The sequence below is a fragment of the Streptomyces poonensis genome, assembly GCF_014650915.1.
Classification (GTDB): domain Bacteria; phylum Actinomycetota; class Actinomycetes; order Streptomycetales; family Streptomycetaceae; genus Streptomyces; species Streptomyces poonensis.
Map to the genome: position 1 here is coordinate 14,524 of NZ_BMVW01000020.1, position 13,039 is coordinate 27,562.

General features: G+C 72.6%; 13 protein-coding genes and 1 pseudogene. 8 read left to right on the plus strand and 6 right to left on the minus strand.

What is annotated here, in order from left to right; translation table 11 throughout:
* Window positions 1-217 precede the first annotated feature (217 nt).
* A complete protein-coding gene (locus IE242_RS33015; protein WP_189865992.1) occupies window positions 218-595 on the plus strand; it encodes a hypothetical protein in 378 nt (125 codons plus the stop codon).
* Window positions 596-598: 3 nt separating this feature from the next.
* Here the strand turns inward: IE242_RS33015 and IE242_RS33020 are convergent.
* Window positions 599-1,249 (minus strand): annotated as a pseudogene (locus IE242_RS33020) (transposase family protein); the annotation flags it as partial.
* On the opposite strand from IE242_RS33020, the gene IE242_RS33025 reads away from it, so the two are divergent.
* Window positions 1,179-1,379 (plus strand): transposase, encoded by a 201-nt coding sequence (locus IE242_RS33025; protein ID WP_189865994.1) that lies wholly within the window; start codon window positions 1,179-1,181, stop codon window positions 1,377-1,379. The pseudogene IE242_RS33020 and the gene IE242_RS33025 overlap by 71 nt on opposite strands.
* On the opposite strand, the gene IE242_RS33030 is transcribed toward IE242_RS33025, so the two are convergent.
* The 3 genes from IE242_RS33030 to IE242_RS33040 form a co-directional block, all read right to left on the minus strand.
* Complete coding sequence (locus IE242_RS33030; RefSeq protein WP_189865996.1) at window positions 1,348-2,136, minus strand: putative protein N(5)-glutamine methyltransferase; 789 nt, start codon at window positions 2,134-2,136, stop codon at window positions 1,348-1,350. The two genes, IE242_RS33025 and IE242_RS33030, sit on opposite strands and share 32 nt — an antisense overlap.
* A 291-nt stretch (window positions 2,137-2,427) precedes the next feature.
* Window positions 2,428-3,186: a GNAT family N-acetyltransferase gene (locus tag IE242_RS33035; protein WP_189865998.1), complete on the minus strand. Its 759-nt coding sequence runs from the start codon at window positions 3,184-3,186 to the stop codon at window positions 2,428-2,430.
* Entirely contained in the window at window positions 3,183-4,112 is a 930-nt protein-coding gene (locus tag IE242_RS33040) for a quinone oxidoreductase family protein (RefSeq protein WP_189865999.1), read from the minus strand. Before IE242_RS33040 ends, IE242_RS33035 begins: the two co-directional genes overlap by 4 nt.
* 262 nt (window positions 4,113-4,374) lie before the next feature.
* Between IE242_RS33040 and IE242_RS33045 the strand changes: the two genes are divergently transcribed.
* Together IE242_RS33045 and IE242_RS33050 are read left to right on the plus strand one after the other, a co-directional pair.
* Window positions 4,375-4,980 (plus strand): sulfite oxidase-like oxidoreductase, encoded by a 606-nt coding sequence (locus IE242_RS33045; protein ID WP_189866001.1) that lies wholly within the window; start codon window positions 4,375-4,377, stop codon window positions 4,978-4,980.
* A 70-nt stretch (window positions 4,981-5,050) separates the two neighbouring features.
* Complete coding sequence (locus tag IE242_RS33050) at window positions 5,051-5,770, plus strand: ferredoxin reductase (protein WP_189866144.1); 720 nt, start codon at window positions 5,051-5,053, stop codon at window positions 5,768-5,770.
* 171 nt (window positions 5,771-5,941) lie between these two features.
* Here the strand turns inward: IE242_RS33050 and IE242_RS33055 are convergent, their stop codons facing one another.
* On the minus strand, window positions 5,942-6,610 hold the full coding sequence (locus IE242_RS33055) for a class I SAM-dependent methyltransferase (RefSeq protein WP_189866003.1): 669 nt from the start codon (window positions 6,608-6,610) through the stop codon (window positions 5,942-5,944).
* Between the two features lie 425 nt (window positions 6,611-7,035).
* Between IE242_RS33055 and IE242_RS33060 the strand changes: the two genes are divergently transcribed.
* From IE242_RS33060 to IE242_RS33070, 3 genes are all read left to right on the plus strand, one after another.
* Window positions 7,036-7,620 (plus strand): Rv1733c family protein, encoded by a 585-nt coding sequence (locus IE242_RS33060; RefSeq protein ID WP_189866145.1) that lies wholly within the window; start codon window positions 7,036-7,038, stop codon window positions 7,618-7,620.
* Between the two features lie 447 nt (window positions 7,621-8,067).
* Complete coding sequence (locus tag IE242_RS33065) at window positions 8,068-9,033, plus strand: acetylxylan esterase (protein WP_189866005.1); 966 nt, start codon at window positions 8,068-8,070, stop codon at window positions 9,031-9,033.
* Window positions 9,034-9,176: 143 nt separating this feature from the next.
* Window positions 9,177-10,331 (plus strand): serine hydrolase domain-containing protein, encoded by a 1,155-nt coding sequence (locus IE242_RS33070; RefSeq protein WP_189866007.1) that lies wholly within the window; start codon window positions 9,177-9,179, stop codon window positions 10,329-10,331.
* A gap of 72 nt (window positions 10,332-10,403) precedes the next feature.
* Here the strand turns inward: IE242_RS33070 and IE242_RS33075 are convergent, their stop codons facing one another.
* Entirely contained in the window at window positions 10,404-11,291 is an 888-nt protein-coding gene (locus IE242_RS33075; protein ID WP_189866009.1) for a class I SAM-dependent methyltransferase, read from the minus strand.
* A gap of 146 nt (window positions 11,292-11,437) precedes the next feature.
* Here IE242_RS33075 and IE242_RS33080 point away from each other — a divergent pair, with 146 nt between their 5' ends.
* Window positions 11,438-13,027, plus strand: coding sequence for an alpha-amylase family glycosyl hydrolase (locus tag IE242_RS33080; protein ID WP_189866011.1), 1,590 nt, complete (start codon window positions 11,438-11,440; stop codon window positions 13,025-13,027).
* Window positions 13,028-13,039: the final 12 nt, after the last annotated feature.

Genomic DNA, 13,039 nt, shown 5'->3' on the forward strand with positions numbered 1-13,039 from the left:
TCGTCGTCACGGACATCGACCGAGAGCGGCGCAGGCTGACCCTCTCCCGACGACAGGTGTCACCTGACTCTCGGTGACACCTGCGCGTCACCGTCACAGGGATTCCACTACACGAGTGCCCCGTGCCCTGGGGCGAGGCCATGCCCAGCCTGGCGAACCTACGCGGTCACAGCACTGGGGGCTGTCTCCCGGAACAGTCCATGAGATCGTCGTGCCCATGATCGAGTCCTGGGTGATCGATGGTGGCAGCACCGTCCCGGTGTCGTTCGAGGTGGTGCTGAAGATTCTTCGTCCGAGGATCGGTGGAGGGCAGCTCGAGACGTGGCTGACCAGTTCGTCCGGACGGTCGTTGGCGTTCGTGACGAATACCGCGCGCGCGATGGTGATGTTGCTCGATGGAGAGGGTGACCCCGGCGAGCATGCTGTGGATCCGGGAGCCGATGGATGGAGCGAGGGATTCGTTCTCTCCAACGGGCAGCATGACGCGTACCCGGACGAAGACACCGTGCCGATCGGTGAGGCTTTCAGGATTGTGGAGCACATTGTCAGCACGGGATCTTGGCCCGCGGACGCACGCTGGGTGGCCGATCGCTGAAACCGCGGGCTGCCCCCGAACCCAGATGAGAATGGCGGCGAGGTGGCGTGCGGCCTGGTAGGCGATGGCGAGCTTGTCGGTTCACATGGCCAGGCCGCGCCACTGTTCGAGCCGGTCGACGCACCGTTCGACCGCATTGCGCTGCCCCTGTGCCTCGGCATCAAAAGCGGGCGGGCGACCGCCGGCGCGGCCTCGCCGCAGACGGTGACCGACCTGGCCGGACGGCTGAGGGATGACGGCACGGACTCCGCGCCGACGGAGATGACCGCACATCGCACGGGACGAATCCGCGCGATCAGCCAGGACGGCCTCCGGTCCGGTTCTCGGTCTTCCGAGTCCGCTTCGCGGAACCCGCACGCTTGCCATCGCGGCCTCGAAGGCCGGTGCGACACCAGCCTGGCCCGCAGTGACGTGGAGGGCCAGGGGCCGTGCCTGACTGTCGCTGGCGAGATGGACTTTCGTCCTCAGGCCGCCGCGGGAGCGTCCGAGCCCGTGATCGTCAGGTTCGGCCCGGCCCGATGAACGGCTGATCAGGCGGGCCGTGGACGGTACCTGGAGGAGGATCCTCGCCGCGGTCCCGGCAATGGCCGACCAGCAGGCCCACAAGCGCCGCAACGTGGTGGAACGACGCTTCAACCACCTCAAGCAGCGGCGCGGCAGCGCCACCCGCTACGAGAAGTCCGCCGAGTCCCACCAGGCAGCCGTCACCCTCGCGTCACTGCTGGAGTGGGCGTGCCGCGTGACGACACCGCCTAGGAAGCCGAGGCGGAGCGGGTGCCGATGATCACGTGCGCGTGCCACTCCTCCGACACCGCCACCCGCGCGGTCAGCCCGCCGCGGCTGAACGCCTCCGCCGCGAGCGGTGCCTGGCGTGCGCTCGTCTCGACGAACAGGCTGCCGCCTGGTGCCAGCCACCGCGCCGCCCCGACCGCGACCCGTCGCAGTACGTCGAGGCCGTCGGCGCCTCCGTCGAGGGCGATCGGTGGCTCGTGATCGCGGGCCTCCGCCGGCAGCAGGGCGATCTCGCCGGTGGGGACGTACGGGACATTCGCCGCGAGGATGCCGACGCGCCCGCGCAGGGTGCCGGGCAGCGCCGCGAAGAGGTCGCCCTGGTGGACGTGACCGCCGAAGGGGGCGACGTTGCGGCGGGCGCAGTGCACGGCCGCCGGGTCGACGTCGGCGGCGTGCAGTTCGGCGCCGTCCAGGCGGGCCGCCAGGGCCGCGCCGACCGCGCCCGAGCCGCAGCACAGGTCGACCACGACCGACGCTCCGGGCACGGCGGCCAGCGCCTGCTCGACGAGGAACTCGGTACGGCGCCGGGGCACGAAGACCCCTGGGGCGACGGCGATGCGCAGTCCGCTGAACTCGGCCCAGCCCAGGACGAGTTCGAGGGGCAGGCCGGACGCGCGGCGGTCCACCATGGCGGCGGCCTCGTCCGGGGTGTGGGCGGTGGACAGTATCAACTCCGCCTCGTCCTCGGCGAAGACACAGCCGGCGGATCGGAGGGCGGCGACGACAGCGGACGTCGGAAGGGGTGGCATGGTGCCGAGAGCCTTTCGGTGGGCGAAGGGCGCTCTCGCGTTGCCTACCGGCGGCGCACCGCGCCGCTCCGGGGTGAGAGCACCCGACCTGACACTGCGGTGATCGGTCCCACCTCCTCGGTGACATGACGGCTTGACGACGTGACGACTGGCCCGGCCACCCTACTGCACGACCGGTACCAATCCGCCCCCGTCCCCCGGGCCGCCTCCGTTCCAGTGCTCCTCGCCTCACCTCGGCCCGCCTCGCCTCGACCTGCGCGGCCGACCTCGCCCCCGTCCGGGTCCACGTCACTACCCGGCGCCCACCACTTCCCCCCGCGCCGCTTCGGCGGGCACTCGGGCCGTCATGAATCTGGTTCTGCGCCGCAGTACGAAGCCCAGCGTCTCGTACAGCCGGATGGCGCCGGTGTTGTCCGCGCCGGTGTGCAGGAAGGGCGTCTCACCACGTTCCCGGATGCCGTGGGCGACGGCGCGGACGAGCCGGCCGGCGAGGCCCTGGCCCCGGGCGTCGGGGTGGGTGCAGACCGCGCTGATCTCGGTCCACCCCGGCGGGTGCAGCCGCTCGCCCGCCATCGCGACGAGGACACCGCCCCGGCGTATGCCGAGGTAGGTGCCGAGCTCGACGGTGCGGGGCAGGAACGGTCCGGGCCGGGTGCGCTCCACCAGGTCGAGCATTTCGGGCACGTCGGCGGGTCCCAGCAGGACGGCCTCCGAGTCGGGCGCGGCGTCGACGCCTTCGTCGACGAGCTGGACGCCCTCGGCGTACCAGCTCAGCTCCCAGTCGTCCGGGACCGCCCCGTTGAAGCCGAGCAGCGGCACCTCGGCTCCGGGACCCGCCAGCGCGGCGAGCACGTCCCAGTCACCGGCGTCCGGCTCCTCGGGCAGGGCCACCCACGGGGTCACGTCGACGGGGTAGCGGAGGATCCGGCCGTGCCGCTCCGCGAAGCGGGCATGGGGGCCGGTCAGCGAGGTGAGGGCGGGGTGATCGAGGACGTGCGCCGGGGGGCGGCCGGCGCCGTGCGCGCGGTCCGCGACCGTGGTACGGCTCATACGGCGGCCTCGGCGACCTCGATCACGATCTTGCCCGTGGCGTGGCCCTCCTCGACCGTGCGCAGCGCCTCGGCGGCCCGGTCCAGCGGGAACGTTTCCGTGACGTACGACCGCAGTGCGCCGTCGACGACGAGCCGCACCACCTCGTCGAGCACGGCGGCGGTACGCGCGCGGGCGACCGGCGCGCCGCCGAGTTCCGCCACGATGTCCTTGCCGCCCGCGGTGATCAGCTTCGTCCGGTCGGACAGCAGCCCGGCCGCCGTCCTGAGGACGTCGCCGCCGACCAGGTCGTAGACCGCGTCCACGCCCTCCGGCGCGGCCGCCCGCACACCCGCCGCGAAGTCGGGGCCGGAGGGCACGTGCACCGCGCCGAGCGACTCGACGAGGTCCTTCTTGCCCGCGCTCGCGACACCGATCACCCGCACACCGAAGGCGCGGGCGATCTGTGCGGCGGCCACACCGACGCCGCCGCCCGCGCCCGTGACCAGGAGGGTGGCGCCGGCCGGCAGATCCAGCTGACGGACGCCGTCGTACGCCGTGGCCGCCGCGACGGGCAGGGCCGCGGCGTCCGTGAAGGACACTCCGGCGGGCTTGTGCGCGGTCACCGTGACGGGCAGCAGGGCGTACTCGGCGTATCCGCCGGCGACCGGGTTGCCGAAGACCTCGTCGCCGACGGCGAACCCGGTGACGTCAGGGCCCACCTCCTCGACGACCCCGGCGACCTCGTTGCCGAACACGGCGGGCAGTTCGCGCGCGCTCTCGCCCGGGCGGGCGTGCCCGGTGCGCTGCTTCCAGTCGACGGGGTTGACGCCCGCCGCGCGCACCGCGACGAGCAGTTGGCCGGGGCCGGGGGCAGGCCGCTCGATCTCGACGAGCGCCTCGGCCTCCGGGCCTCCGTACCGTGTGAAGACGTACGCCTTGGACATGGGCTGTGTCCCTCCCTCTCCTTCGCTTGTCACACCGTGGCCGTGGCCGGCACCAGCGGAAAGAGAGACCGCGCGCCGGCTATTCCCGTACCACCGGTGCGTTCACGAGGCCGCAATGATCATCCCAGGTGCGGGAACGGCGGAACAGCCGGGGGACGGACGGAGCACCGTCCCCCGCCGCGTACGGTGGTAGGAGTCGCACACACGATCACACCCGGCCCGCGCACCCTCCGCACGGCCGGCCTGGAGGCACCGCACCGCCATGCACGTCACCCGAGGCTTCACCGGGCGCCCACGCGTCCCCGACGCCGGACTGCCGCCCGGCCAGTACGACGCCAAGGACGACTGGCCCGTCCTGTCGGCCGAGGTCACGCCGGACCTCGCGCCCGCCGACTGGACGTTCCGGATCGACGGACTGGTGGCCGAGCCGCACACCTGGGACTGGGACGCGGCGCACGCGCTGCCCTCCTCCTCGTACGAGGGCGACATCCACTGTGTGACGGGCTGGTCGAAGTTCGGTACACGGTTCGGAGGTGTCTCCCTGGACGCCTTCCTGGATGTGGTGCGGCCCCACGCGACGGCGACCCATGCGGTGGCGTACGCACACACCGGGTACACCGCGAACCTGCCGCTCGCCGACCTCAGGGGCGGACGGGCCTGGATCGCGTTCGCGTACGACGGGAAGCCGCTGCCCGCCGAGCACGGGGGACCCGCGCGGCTGCTGGTGCCGCACCTGTACTTCTGGAAGAGCACCAAGTGGATCGCCGGCCTGCACATCCTCGACCACGACGAGCCGGGCTTCTGGGAGCGGAACGGCTACCACGCGCGCGGCAACCCCTGGGAAGAGCAGCGGTACGCAGGTGACTGAGATCGTGACCGTTCCGACGACCGCTCCCAGGACCGTTCCGGCGCCCTTCACTCCCCCGACGCGTTTCGCCGTGCCCGGGCGGATCGGCGTGAGCGAGCAGGCCGCCTCGATGTGGCAGACCGCGACGCTCACCGAGATCCGCCGGGAGACGCCGCGCGTCTCGACGTTCCGGTTCGCCGTGCCCGCCTGGGCGGGGCACCTTCCCGGCCAGCACCTGATGCTGCGGCTGACCGCCGAGGACGGTTATGTGGCCCAGCGCCACTACTCGATCGCGTCCCCGCCCGACGACACCGGGCACATCGAACTGACCCTGGACCATGTCGAGGACGGCGAGGTGTCGGGCTGGTTCCACACGGTGGCCCGGCCCGGCGACCGGATCGAGGTGCGCGGCCCGCTCAGCGGGTTCTTCGCCTGGCCGGGCGACCGGCCCGCGCTGCTGATCGGTGCCGGCTCCGGAGTCGTGCCGCTGATGTCGATGGTGCGTCACCGGCGGGCACGGAGCCTGTCCGTGCCCGTACGGCTGCTGGTGTCCGCGCGGGGGCCCGAGGACCTCATCTACGCGCGGGAGTTGGGGCCGGAGACGACGCCGGTGTTCACACGCCGTGCGCCCGCGGGTGTGCCGGTGGGACGTATGGCGGCCGCACATGTGGCGCCGCTCCTGGCCGAGCAGCCTCCCGGTGGGTGGGAGGCCTATGTGTGCGGCTCCAACGCCTTCGCCGAGCACGCCTCACGGCTTCTGGTGGAGGCGGGTCAGCCCGTGGACCGCATCCGTATCGAACGGTTCGGCTGATCCGGCCACACACCCCCGTACCCGGCCTCGGAGAACATCGGTACAGCGGCTCGGTTTCGCGGTCGCCGCGCCGGCTGCTGCCCGCCGGAGCAGCACCTTCGACCGGCGCCGCAGCCGTCCGGAGGAACCTTGCCCGGCACGGGTACCTGTGCCGCTTCCGGCGCTTGGTCCTCAGCCGGGTCGCTTGGCCATGACGACCACACCCGGCCCGGTGTCCTCATCCGCGGGGAGCCGGAGTTCGGCGACCGGGCGCAGGCCGGCCTGCTCGATCAGCTCCACGAGTTGTTCCGGCCGCCATTTGTGTGTCGTCCAACGAACGGGTACTCCTCCGTAGGCCTCGGTGCGCGCCAGGTCTCCGTCGCCGACGTGGGTCGCGGTGATGAAGTGTCCGCCCGGCTTCAACGCGCGCGCGAACATGGCCAGCACCTGAGGAAGGACGTCACGGGGGAGGTTGAACAGTGACCACCACCCGAGCACGCCGCCGAGGGACGCTTCGTCAAGATCGAGGTCGGTGGCGGAGGCGACACTGAAACGGCATTGCGGATGAAGACGGCGTGCGTTCTCGATCATGCGAGGAGAGAGATCCACTCCGGACACGTCGAGTCCGCGCTCGGCGAGGTAGGCGGTCACCGTTCCGGGTCCGCAGCCGACGTCGAGCACAGGGCCGAGTTCGCTCACGCTGTCGGCGAAGGCGTCGATCGATGCCTTGAGCCATGGATGGCAACGGATGTCGCCGATTCCCGTCGTCACCACCATGTGGACGTAGTTGTCGGCCACCCGGTCATACGACTCACGAACCACGTCGAGGTCGGCCGGGCGATCAATACCGTGTGTGTGCATCGGCCAACAATAGGACTGCGCGACGGTCTTGGGGCTGGTACAGCGGAGAAAGACGTGCAGGGTGCAGCCCTGGCCACGCCGTACGGTCACGCCTGTCACCAGCGTCGCCACGGTGGGCTGAGCCGCCGGTACCGGGCGGTCCGAGTGGAACCAGGCACGGTCGGGCCGAACCGGGCAGAGCCTGCCGGTACCGGGCAGAGCTCGGCGGAATCGGGCAGAACTCGGCCGACCCGGCGGACCGGGCCCGGGTTTCGGGGTGGTCCGGCTGGGAACTCCGGCGGCAGAGGAGGGCCGTCGCGACAGCCGCGCCGTGCAGCGCAGTGGCGCGCCGTGCAGCGCAGTGCCGTGCACTGCCCGTGCCAGGGGGCGGGTCGGCCCCGCCGTACCCACCGTACGGACGCGGCGCCGAGGAGGTGGAGGTGCTGATGCTGAGCCCGTTGCGCGGCTGGCGTTGGCGCCCCAACCCGCTGCGCCGCCGCTCGGACGTGATGGAGGCGTGGACGACTCTGGTCGTGACGGTGCTACTGGTCGTCGGCACGCCCCTCGCCGGGCTCGTCGCGGGGTGGTGGGCACACACGGACGCACAGGCCCGGGTCACCGCGGAACGGGCCGCACTACGCCGGGTGAGCGCGGTGGTACTGACCGACGCCCCGGCCGCGGTCCCCTCCGCGAACGGCGGCAGTCAGCCGGTGTTCCGGGTACAGGCGCGCTGGACGGAGCCCGCTGCGGGCACCGTGACCGGCCCGGCCCGGGTGCCGGCGGGCACACGGGCCGGTGATCTCGCCGAGGTCTGGCTGGACGGGCGGGGACGGAGCGTCGGCCCGCCGGCGACCGGGGCCGTGGTGTGGCAGCACACGCTGGCGATGGGGGCCTGCGCCGCGGGCGGCGCCGCCGTCGCCGTCCTCGCCGGGCACCTCGTGGTGCGCCGGGTCGCCCTCCGGCACCGTATGGAGGAATGGGACCGGGAGTGGGCGCGCACCGGGCCCGAGTGGGCCCGCCGCTGGGCCTGACCGGCACCTCCGGGGCGACCGGCACCCCCGGGCCGATCGGTCGACCGATTGACCGGTTGACCGGCATACAGCGCTGCTCATCGCCCGTGCACAGTCCGGGAGTCGTCCGCGCGTCCCCCATGTACCGGCCGAGCCGACGTCCCGTCTTTCCCCATGTACCGGATGTACCGGATGTACCGGCCGAGCCGACGTCCGATCTTTCCTCATGTACCGGCGAGCCGACGCCCGGCCTGTCCCCATCTACCGGCGAGCCGACGCCCGGTCATTTCCCACGCGAGGTCCGAGCCGGCGTCCGACCATTCCCCACGTACCGCCCGAGCGCCTCCCCGGTGTCCCCCGTGCACCGTCCGTGTGCCCGGGCGCGGGGTCCTGACTCTCTGGCGGCGCGCGCCCCGGCACCGTACGGTGTGATCACTCGCACCGGTCCGATTCCGAAGGTGTACACCCATGGCCCAGTTCGATCTGCCCCTCGACCAGCTTCGCGGTTATCGAAGCGCTTCAACAGAGCCCGCGGACTTCGACGCCTTCTGGACGAAGACGCTTCAGGAGGCCCGGGAGCACGAGCTCGACGCCGTCTTCACGCCCGTCGAGACGCACCTGAAGACGGTCGAGGCGTACGACGTGACCTTCGCCGGTTACGGCGGGCACCCGGTGAAGGGCTGGCTGGTCCTGCCGGCGGGGGCCGCCGCGCCACTGCCCACGGTCGTCGAGTACATCGGGTACGGCGGCGGCCGGGGTCTGCCGCACACGCATCTGCTGTGGGCTTCGGCGGGCTTCGCGCACTTCGTCATGGACACCCGCGGGCAGGGCAGCGGCTGGGCGGGCGGCGACACCCCGGACCCGGTGGGCAGCGGGCCCGCCTACCCCGGCTTCATGACCCGCGGGATCGAGGACCCGGAGACGTACTACTACCGGCGCGTGTACACGGACGCGGTACGTGCCGTGGAGGCGGCCCGCGCGCATCCGCTGACCGACGCCGCGCGGACGGCGGTCGTCGGCGCCAGCCAGGGCGGGGGCATCGCCATCGCCGTCGGCGGCCTGGTGCCGGACCTCGCCGCGGTCGCCCCGGACGTTCCCTTCCTGTGCGACTTCCCGCGCTCCACGACGCTCACGGACCGCGATCCGTACCGCGAGATCGGCAAGTACCTGAAGACCCACCGCGGCCGCACCGAGCAGGTCGGGCGCACGCTCGCCTACTTCGACGGCGTGCACTTCGCCGCTCGCGGACGGGCGCCCGCCCTGTTCTCCGCGGCGCTGGAGGACATGACGTGCCCGCCGTCGACGGTCTTCGGGGCCTTCAACGCCTGGGCGCACGACGACAAGCGGATCGAGGTCTACGACTTCAACGACCACGAGGGCGGCGGCCCGCACCAGGAGGCGGTCAGGCTGGCCTGGCTGCCGTCGCACTTCTGACTCTTCCATGCCTGCTCTTCCGTCCCTGCTCTTCCGTCCCTGCCCTTCCTCACTGTCCGACCAGTCGGTATGTTCAGGGTGCCCGGGCACGCGCCGGGCACCCTGTGCGACGAACGACCGGACAACCGGACGACGGAGGGCTCATGTCCCAGGTTCACGGCCACTGCGACCCACGTTTCGAGGCGGTGCGCACCGCGTTCGAGGAGAACTTCCGCGACCGCGACGAGCTGGGCGCGGCGGTGGCCGTGACGCTCGACGGCACGACCGTGGTGGACCTGTGGGGCGGCTGGGCCGACCCGGCGCGCACCCGGCCCTGGGAGCGGGACACCCTCGTCAACGTGTGGTCCACGTCCAAGGGGCCCACCGCGCTGTGCGCGCACATCCTGGCCGACCAGGGTCTGCTCGACCTGGACGCGCCGGTGGCCGCCTACTGGCCCGAGTTCGCGGCGGCGGGCAAGGAGGGCGTCCTCGTACGGCATCTGCTGTCGCACCGGGCGGGGCTGGCCGGGCTGCGCGAACCGCACTCCCTGGAGCAGCTGTGCGACTGGGAGCTGACGGTCCGGCGCCTCGCCGCGCAGGAACCCTGGTGGGAGCCGGGGACCCGGTCCGGGTACCACGCGCTCACGTTCGGCTTCCTGGTCGGTGAGGTGGTCCGGCGGATCACCGGCATGCTGCCGGGCGCGTTCCTGGAGCGGGAGGTCACCCGGCCGCTCGGCATCGACTTCACCATCGGGCTGCCGGAGAAGGAGTGGGGCCGGGCGGCCGAGCTGGTGGCGCCGCCGGCCGTGCGGCGCGACCCGCAGGCCGCGGTGTCCGCCGAGCCGGCACCCGTCGCGATCGCCGCCCTCGCCAACCCGGTGGTGGGCGCCGCCGGTGCGGTCTCCCCGCGGTGGCGGGCCGCCGAGGTCCCCGCCGCCAACGGCCACGGCACCGCCCGGGCGGTGGCCGAGCTGTACGGGATCCTCGCGCTGCGCGGCGCGTGGGGCGGGCGCCGGGTGCTGTCGCCCGAGGCCGCGGAACGGGTCCGCGAGGGTCAGGGAAGCTGCCGTGACCTGGTGCTCGGCGCCGGGTTCGCGCACGAGACGGAGATCGGTCTCGGGTTGTGGCTCAGCGGCCCGAACGGCAGTTACGGTTCCAATCCGAGAGCCTTCGGGCACGACGGTTACGGCGGCTCCTGCGGGCTCGCCGATCCCGAGGCCGGGGTGTCCGTGGGGTACGTCATGAACCGCATGGGCCCGCACATCGCCGACGATCCGCGGAAGATGGCGCTCGTGGAGGCCGTGTACGGCTGTCTGTGAGCCCGGCGGGGCCAGGGGGCCTCAGCCCCGGCGAGGCCCTGTGACCGTCAGCCCGGCAAGACCGTGGGACCGTCAGCCACCTGCCGGGCGAGTCGCCACGACCAGCCGGCACCGCGGGCCGCCGTCGGAGCCGCGTCCGAACTCGGGCAGCGCGTACAGATCCACGTCGAAACCGGCCCGTTCCAGCTCCGGCCGTACGAGCCCGAGCCGGAACGGCCGGTAGTACATGACGAACGGCGGGCGCCATACGGCGTTGCGCACGCGCATCGCCGTGTCGAAGCCCAGCGTGGCCCAGTACGGGAGGGAACCGGGCGGGGCGGGCGCGGGCAGCGGGAACGCGAACCGCCCGCCCGGCCGCAGCACGGAGTGGGCCTGCGCGAAGAGCGCGGGCAGTTCACGCGGCAGGAAGTGCCCGAACGCGCCGAAGCTCACGACCAGATCGAAGACGGGACCGAAGGGCAGGGCGAGGGCGTCGCCGCGCACCCAGGCGACGCGGGCCCCGGCGGCACGCGGCCCGGCGGCACGCGACTCCGCAGCGCGCGACCCAGTTGCCCGCGACCCAGTTGCCCGCGACCCCGCAGCACGCGCCCCCGCAGCACGCGGTTCCGCAGTCCGCGGCCCGGCGGGGATGCCTGCGCCCCGGCCCGGGCCGACGGCCGCGAGGCCCGACCGCTGCCTCCCCGTCGTCAGCATGCCCGCGCTGATGTCCACCCCGGTCACGCTCTCCCGGCACACCTCGCGCAGTACTTCCATCCCGGCGCCGGTGCCGCAGCACAGGTCCAGCCCGTGGTCGAACGGGCCCATGGCGGACAGTGCCCGTTCCACCGATTCCAGGATCGCATTGGGCGTACGGAACGGCGTGTGGTCGAACTTCGGCGCGAGCAGGTCGTAGCCGTGCTCGACGGACGACAGCGCCTGGACGGCGAGTTCGCGGAGGCTGGGTCCTTGAGGGGAGAACATCCCGCTCAGCTTACGGCCGGCGGGCGCGGAGGAGCAGCGGGGGTGCAGGACAGCCCTTCGCGGCGGAGCGGCGGAGCGGCGAGGTGCCGGGCGGGCCCGCGCGGCGGGGCAGCGCCGTCCGGGCACGTCGGCCTATCGTCGGCAGCATGACCACGTTCCGTCCCGCCCCCGCATGGCTGGCCGACGCCGTCTTCTACCAGATCTATCCGCAGTCGTTCGCCGACTCGAACGGCGACGGCATCGGCGACTTCAACGGCATCACCGAGCACCTCGACCACCTGGTCTGGCTGGGCGTCGACGCCGTCTGGCTGAACCCGTGCTTCGCGTCGCCGTTCCGCGACGCCGGTTACGACGTGTCGGACTACCTGAACATCGCGCCCCGCTACGGCTCGAACGACGATCTCGCCCGCCTGGTCGACGAGGCGGCCCGGCGCGGCGTCCGCGTCCTGCTCGACCTCGTCGCCGGCCACACCTCCGACGAGCACCCCTGGTTCCGCGCGTCCATGGACGACCCCGACGATCACCGCTACATCTGGGCGCCCGAGAGTTGCGGCCGCCCGGAGGGTTTCGTCGCCTCCCCCGGCACCCGCCCGGGTGCGTACCTGCCGAACTTCTTCGACTCCCAGCCCGCCCTCAACTTCGGCTACGCGCGCGACAACCCGGCCGAGCCGTGGCGGCAGCCGGTCGACGCCGAAGGGCCGCGCGCCAATCGTGAGGCACTGCGCACGATCATGGACCACTGGCTGCGCCTCGGCGTGTCCGGCTTCCGTGTCGACATGGCGTCGTCGCTGGTCAAGGATGATCCCGGCAAGGTGGAGACCGCACGCGTGTGGACGGAGCTGCGGTACTGGCTGGACGGCGCGCACCCGGACGCGGTGCTGCTGTCGGAGTGGGGCGAGCCGGAGGTGTCGGTCCCGGCCGGCTTCCACGCGGACTTCTTCCTCCAGTTCGGCGGGCCCGCCGACGGACTCGCCCTGCGCTCGCTGTGGAGCAACGGCGACGGCACGGTGAACGAGGCCTGGGACCCTCTGGACTGCTTCTTCGACGCGAGCGGCAAGGGTTCGCCCCACCTCTTCGTCCAGGCGTGGCGGCAGGCGACCGCCGCCGTCGGGGACGCCGGGTTCATCGCCCTGCCTACCGCCAATCACGACTTCTCCCGGCTCAACTGCGGTGCCCGCACCGCCGAGCAGCTCCCCGCCGCGTTCGCGTTCCAGCTGACGTGGCCCGCGCTCCCCGCGATCTACTACGGCGACGAGATCGGCATGCGCTATGTCCCGGACCTGCCCGACAAAGAGGGCAGCGTCCTCGGCCCCCGCTACAACCGGGCGGGTTCACGCACCCCCATGCAGTGGGACGACGGCCCGGGCGCCGGCTTCTCCACGGCCCCCGCCGACCGTTTCTACCTGCCGCTCGACCCCTCCCCGGACCGCCCGTCCGTCGCCGCGCAACGCGCCGACGACACCTCTCTGCTCCACCTGGTGCGCCGGCTGATCGCCCTGCGGGACAGCACTCCCGAACTGGGCTCCGGCGGTTCGGTGGAGGTGCTGCACGCGGGCTGGCCGTTCGTGTACGTACGGGGCGGGCGGTACCTCGTGGTGGTCAATCCGCGTCGGGAGGAGGCGAGCTGGCCGTTCGAGGGGAACGGTGGGGTCCTGGAGGCGTCGGGCGTGGCCCTCGGCGCCGGTACCGTCAAGGCACGGGGATTCGGTTTCGGGATCTTCGCGCTCGACCGCTGAGGAAGGTCCGGT

Excerpts from the sequence above, each read along its gene's own strand:
- IE242_RS33015 (WP_189865992.1), top strand. The coding sequence starts at position 218 with ATGATCGAGTCCTGGGTGATCGATGGTGGCAGCACCGTCCCGGTGTCG.
- IE242_RS33035 (WP_189865998.1), bottom strand. The coding sequence starts at position 3,186 with ATGAGCCGTACCACGGTCGCGGACCGCGCGCACGGCGCCGGCCGCCCC.
- IE242_RS33025 (WP_189865994.1), top strand. The coding sequence starts at position 1,179 with ATGGCCGACCAGCAGGCCCACAAGCGCCGCAACGTGGTGGAACGACGC.
- IE242_RS33070 (WP_189866007.1), top strand. The coding sequence starts at position 9,177 with ATGTCCCAGGTTCACGGCCACTGCGACCCACGTTTCGAGGCGGTGCGC.
- IE242_RS33060 (WP_189866145.1), top strand. The coding sequence starts at position 7,036 with ATGCTGAGCCCGTTGCGCGGCTGGCGTTGGCGCCCCAACCCGCTGCGC.
- IE242_RS33045 (WP_189866001.1), top strand. The coding sequence starts at position 4,375 with ATGCACGTCACCCGAGGCTTCACCGGGCGCCCACGCGTCCCCGACGCC.
- IE242_RS33080 (WP_189866011.1), top strand. The coding sequence starts at position 11,438 with ATGACCACGTTCCGTCCCGCCCCCGCATGGCTGGCCGACGCCGTCTTC.
- IE242_RS33075 (WP_189866009.1), bottom strand. The coding sequence starts at position 11,291 with ATGTTCTCCCCTCAAGGACCCAGCCTCCGCGAACTCGCCGTCCAGGCG.
- IE242_RS33065 (WP_189866005.1), top strand. The coding sequence starts at position 8,068 with ATGGCCCAGTTCGATCTGCCCCTCGACCAGCTTCGCGGTTATCGAAGC.
- IE242_RS33040 (WP_189865999.1), bottom strand. The coding sequence starts at position 4,112 with ATGTCCAAGGCGTACGTCTTCACACGGTACGGAGGCCCGGAGGCCGAG.
- IE242_RS33055 (WP_189866003.1), bottom strand. The coding sequence starts at position 6,610 with ATGCACACACACGGTATTGATCGCCCGGCCGACCTCGACGTGGTTCGT.
- IE242_RS33030 (WP_189865996.1), bottom strand. The coding sequence starts at position 2,136 with ATGCCACCCCTTCCGACGTCCGCTGTCGTCGCCGCCCTCCGATCCGCC.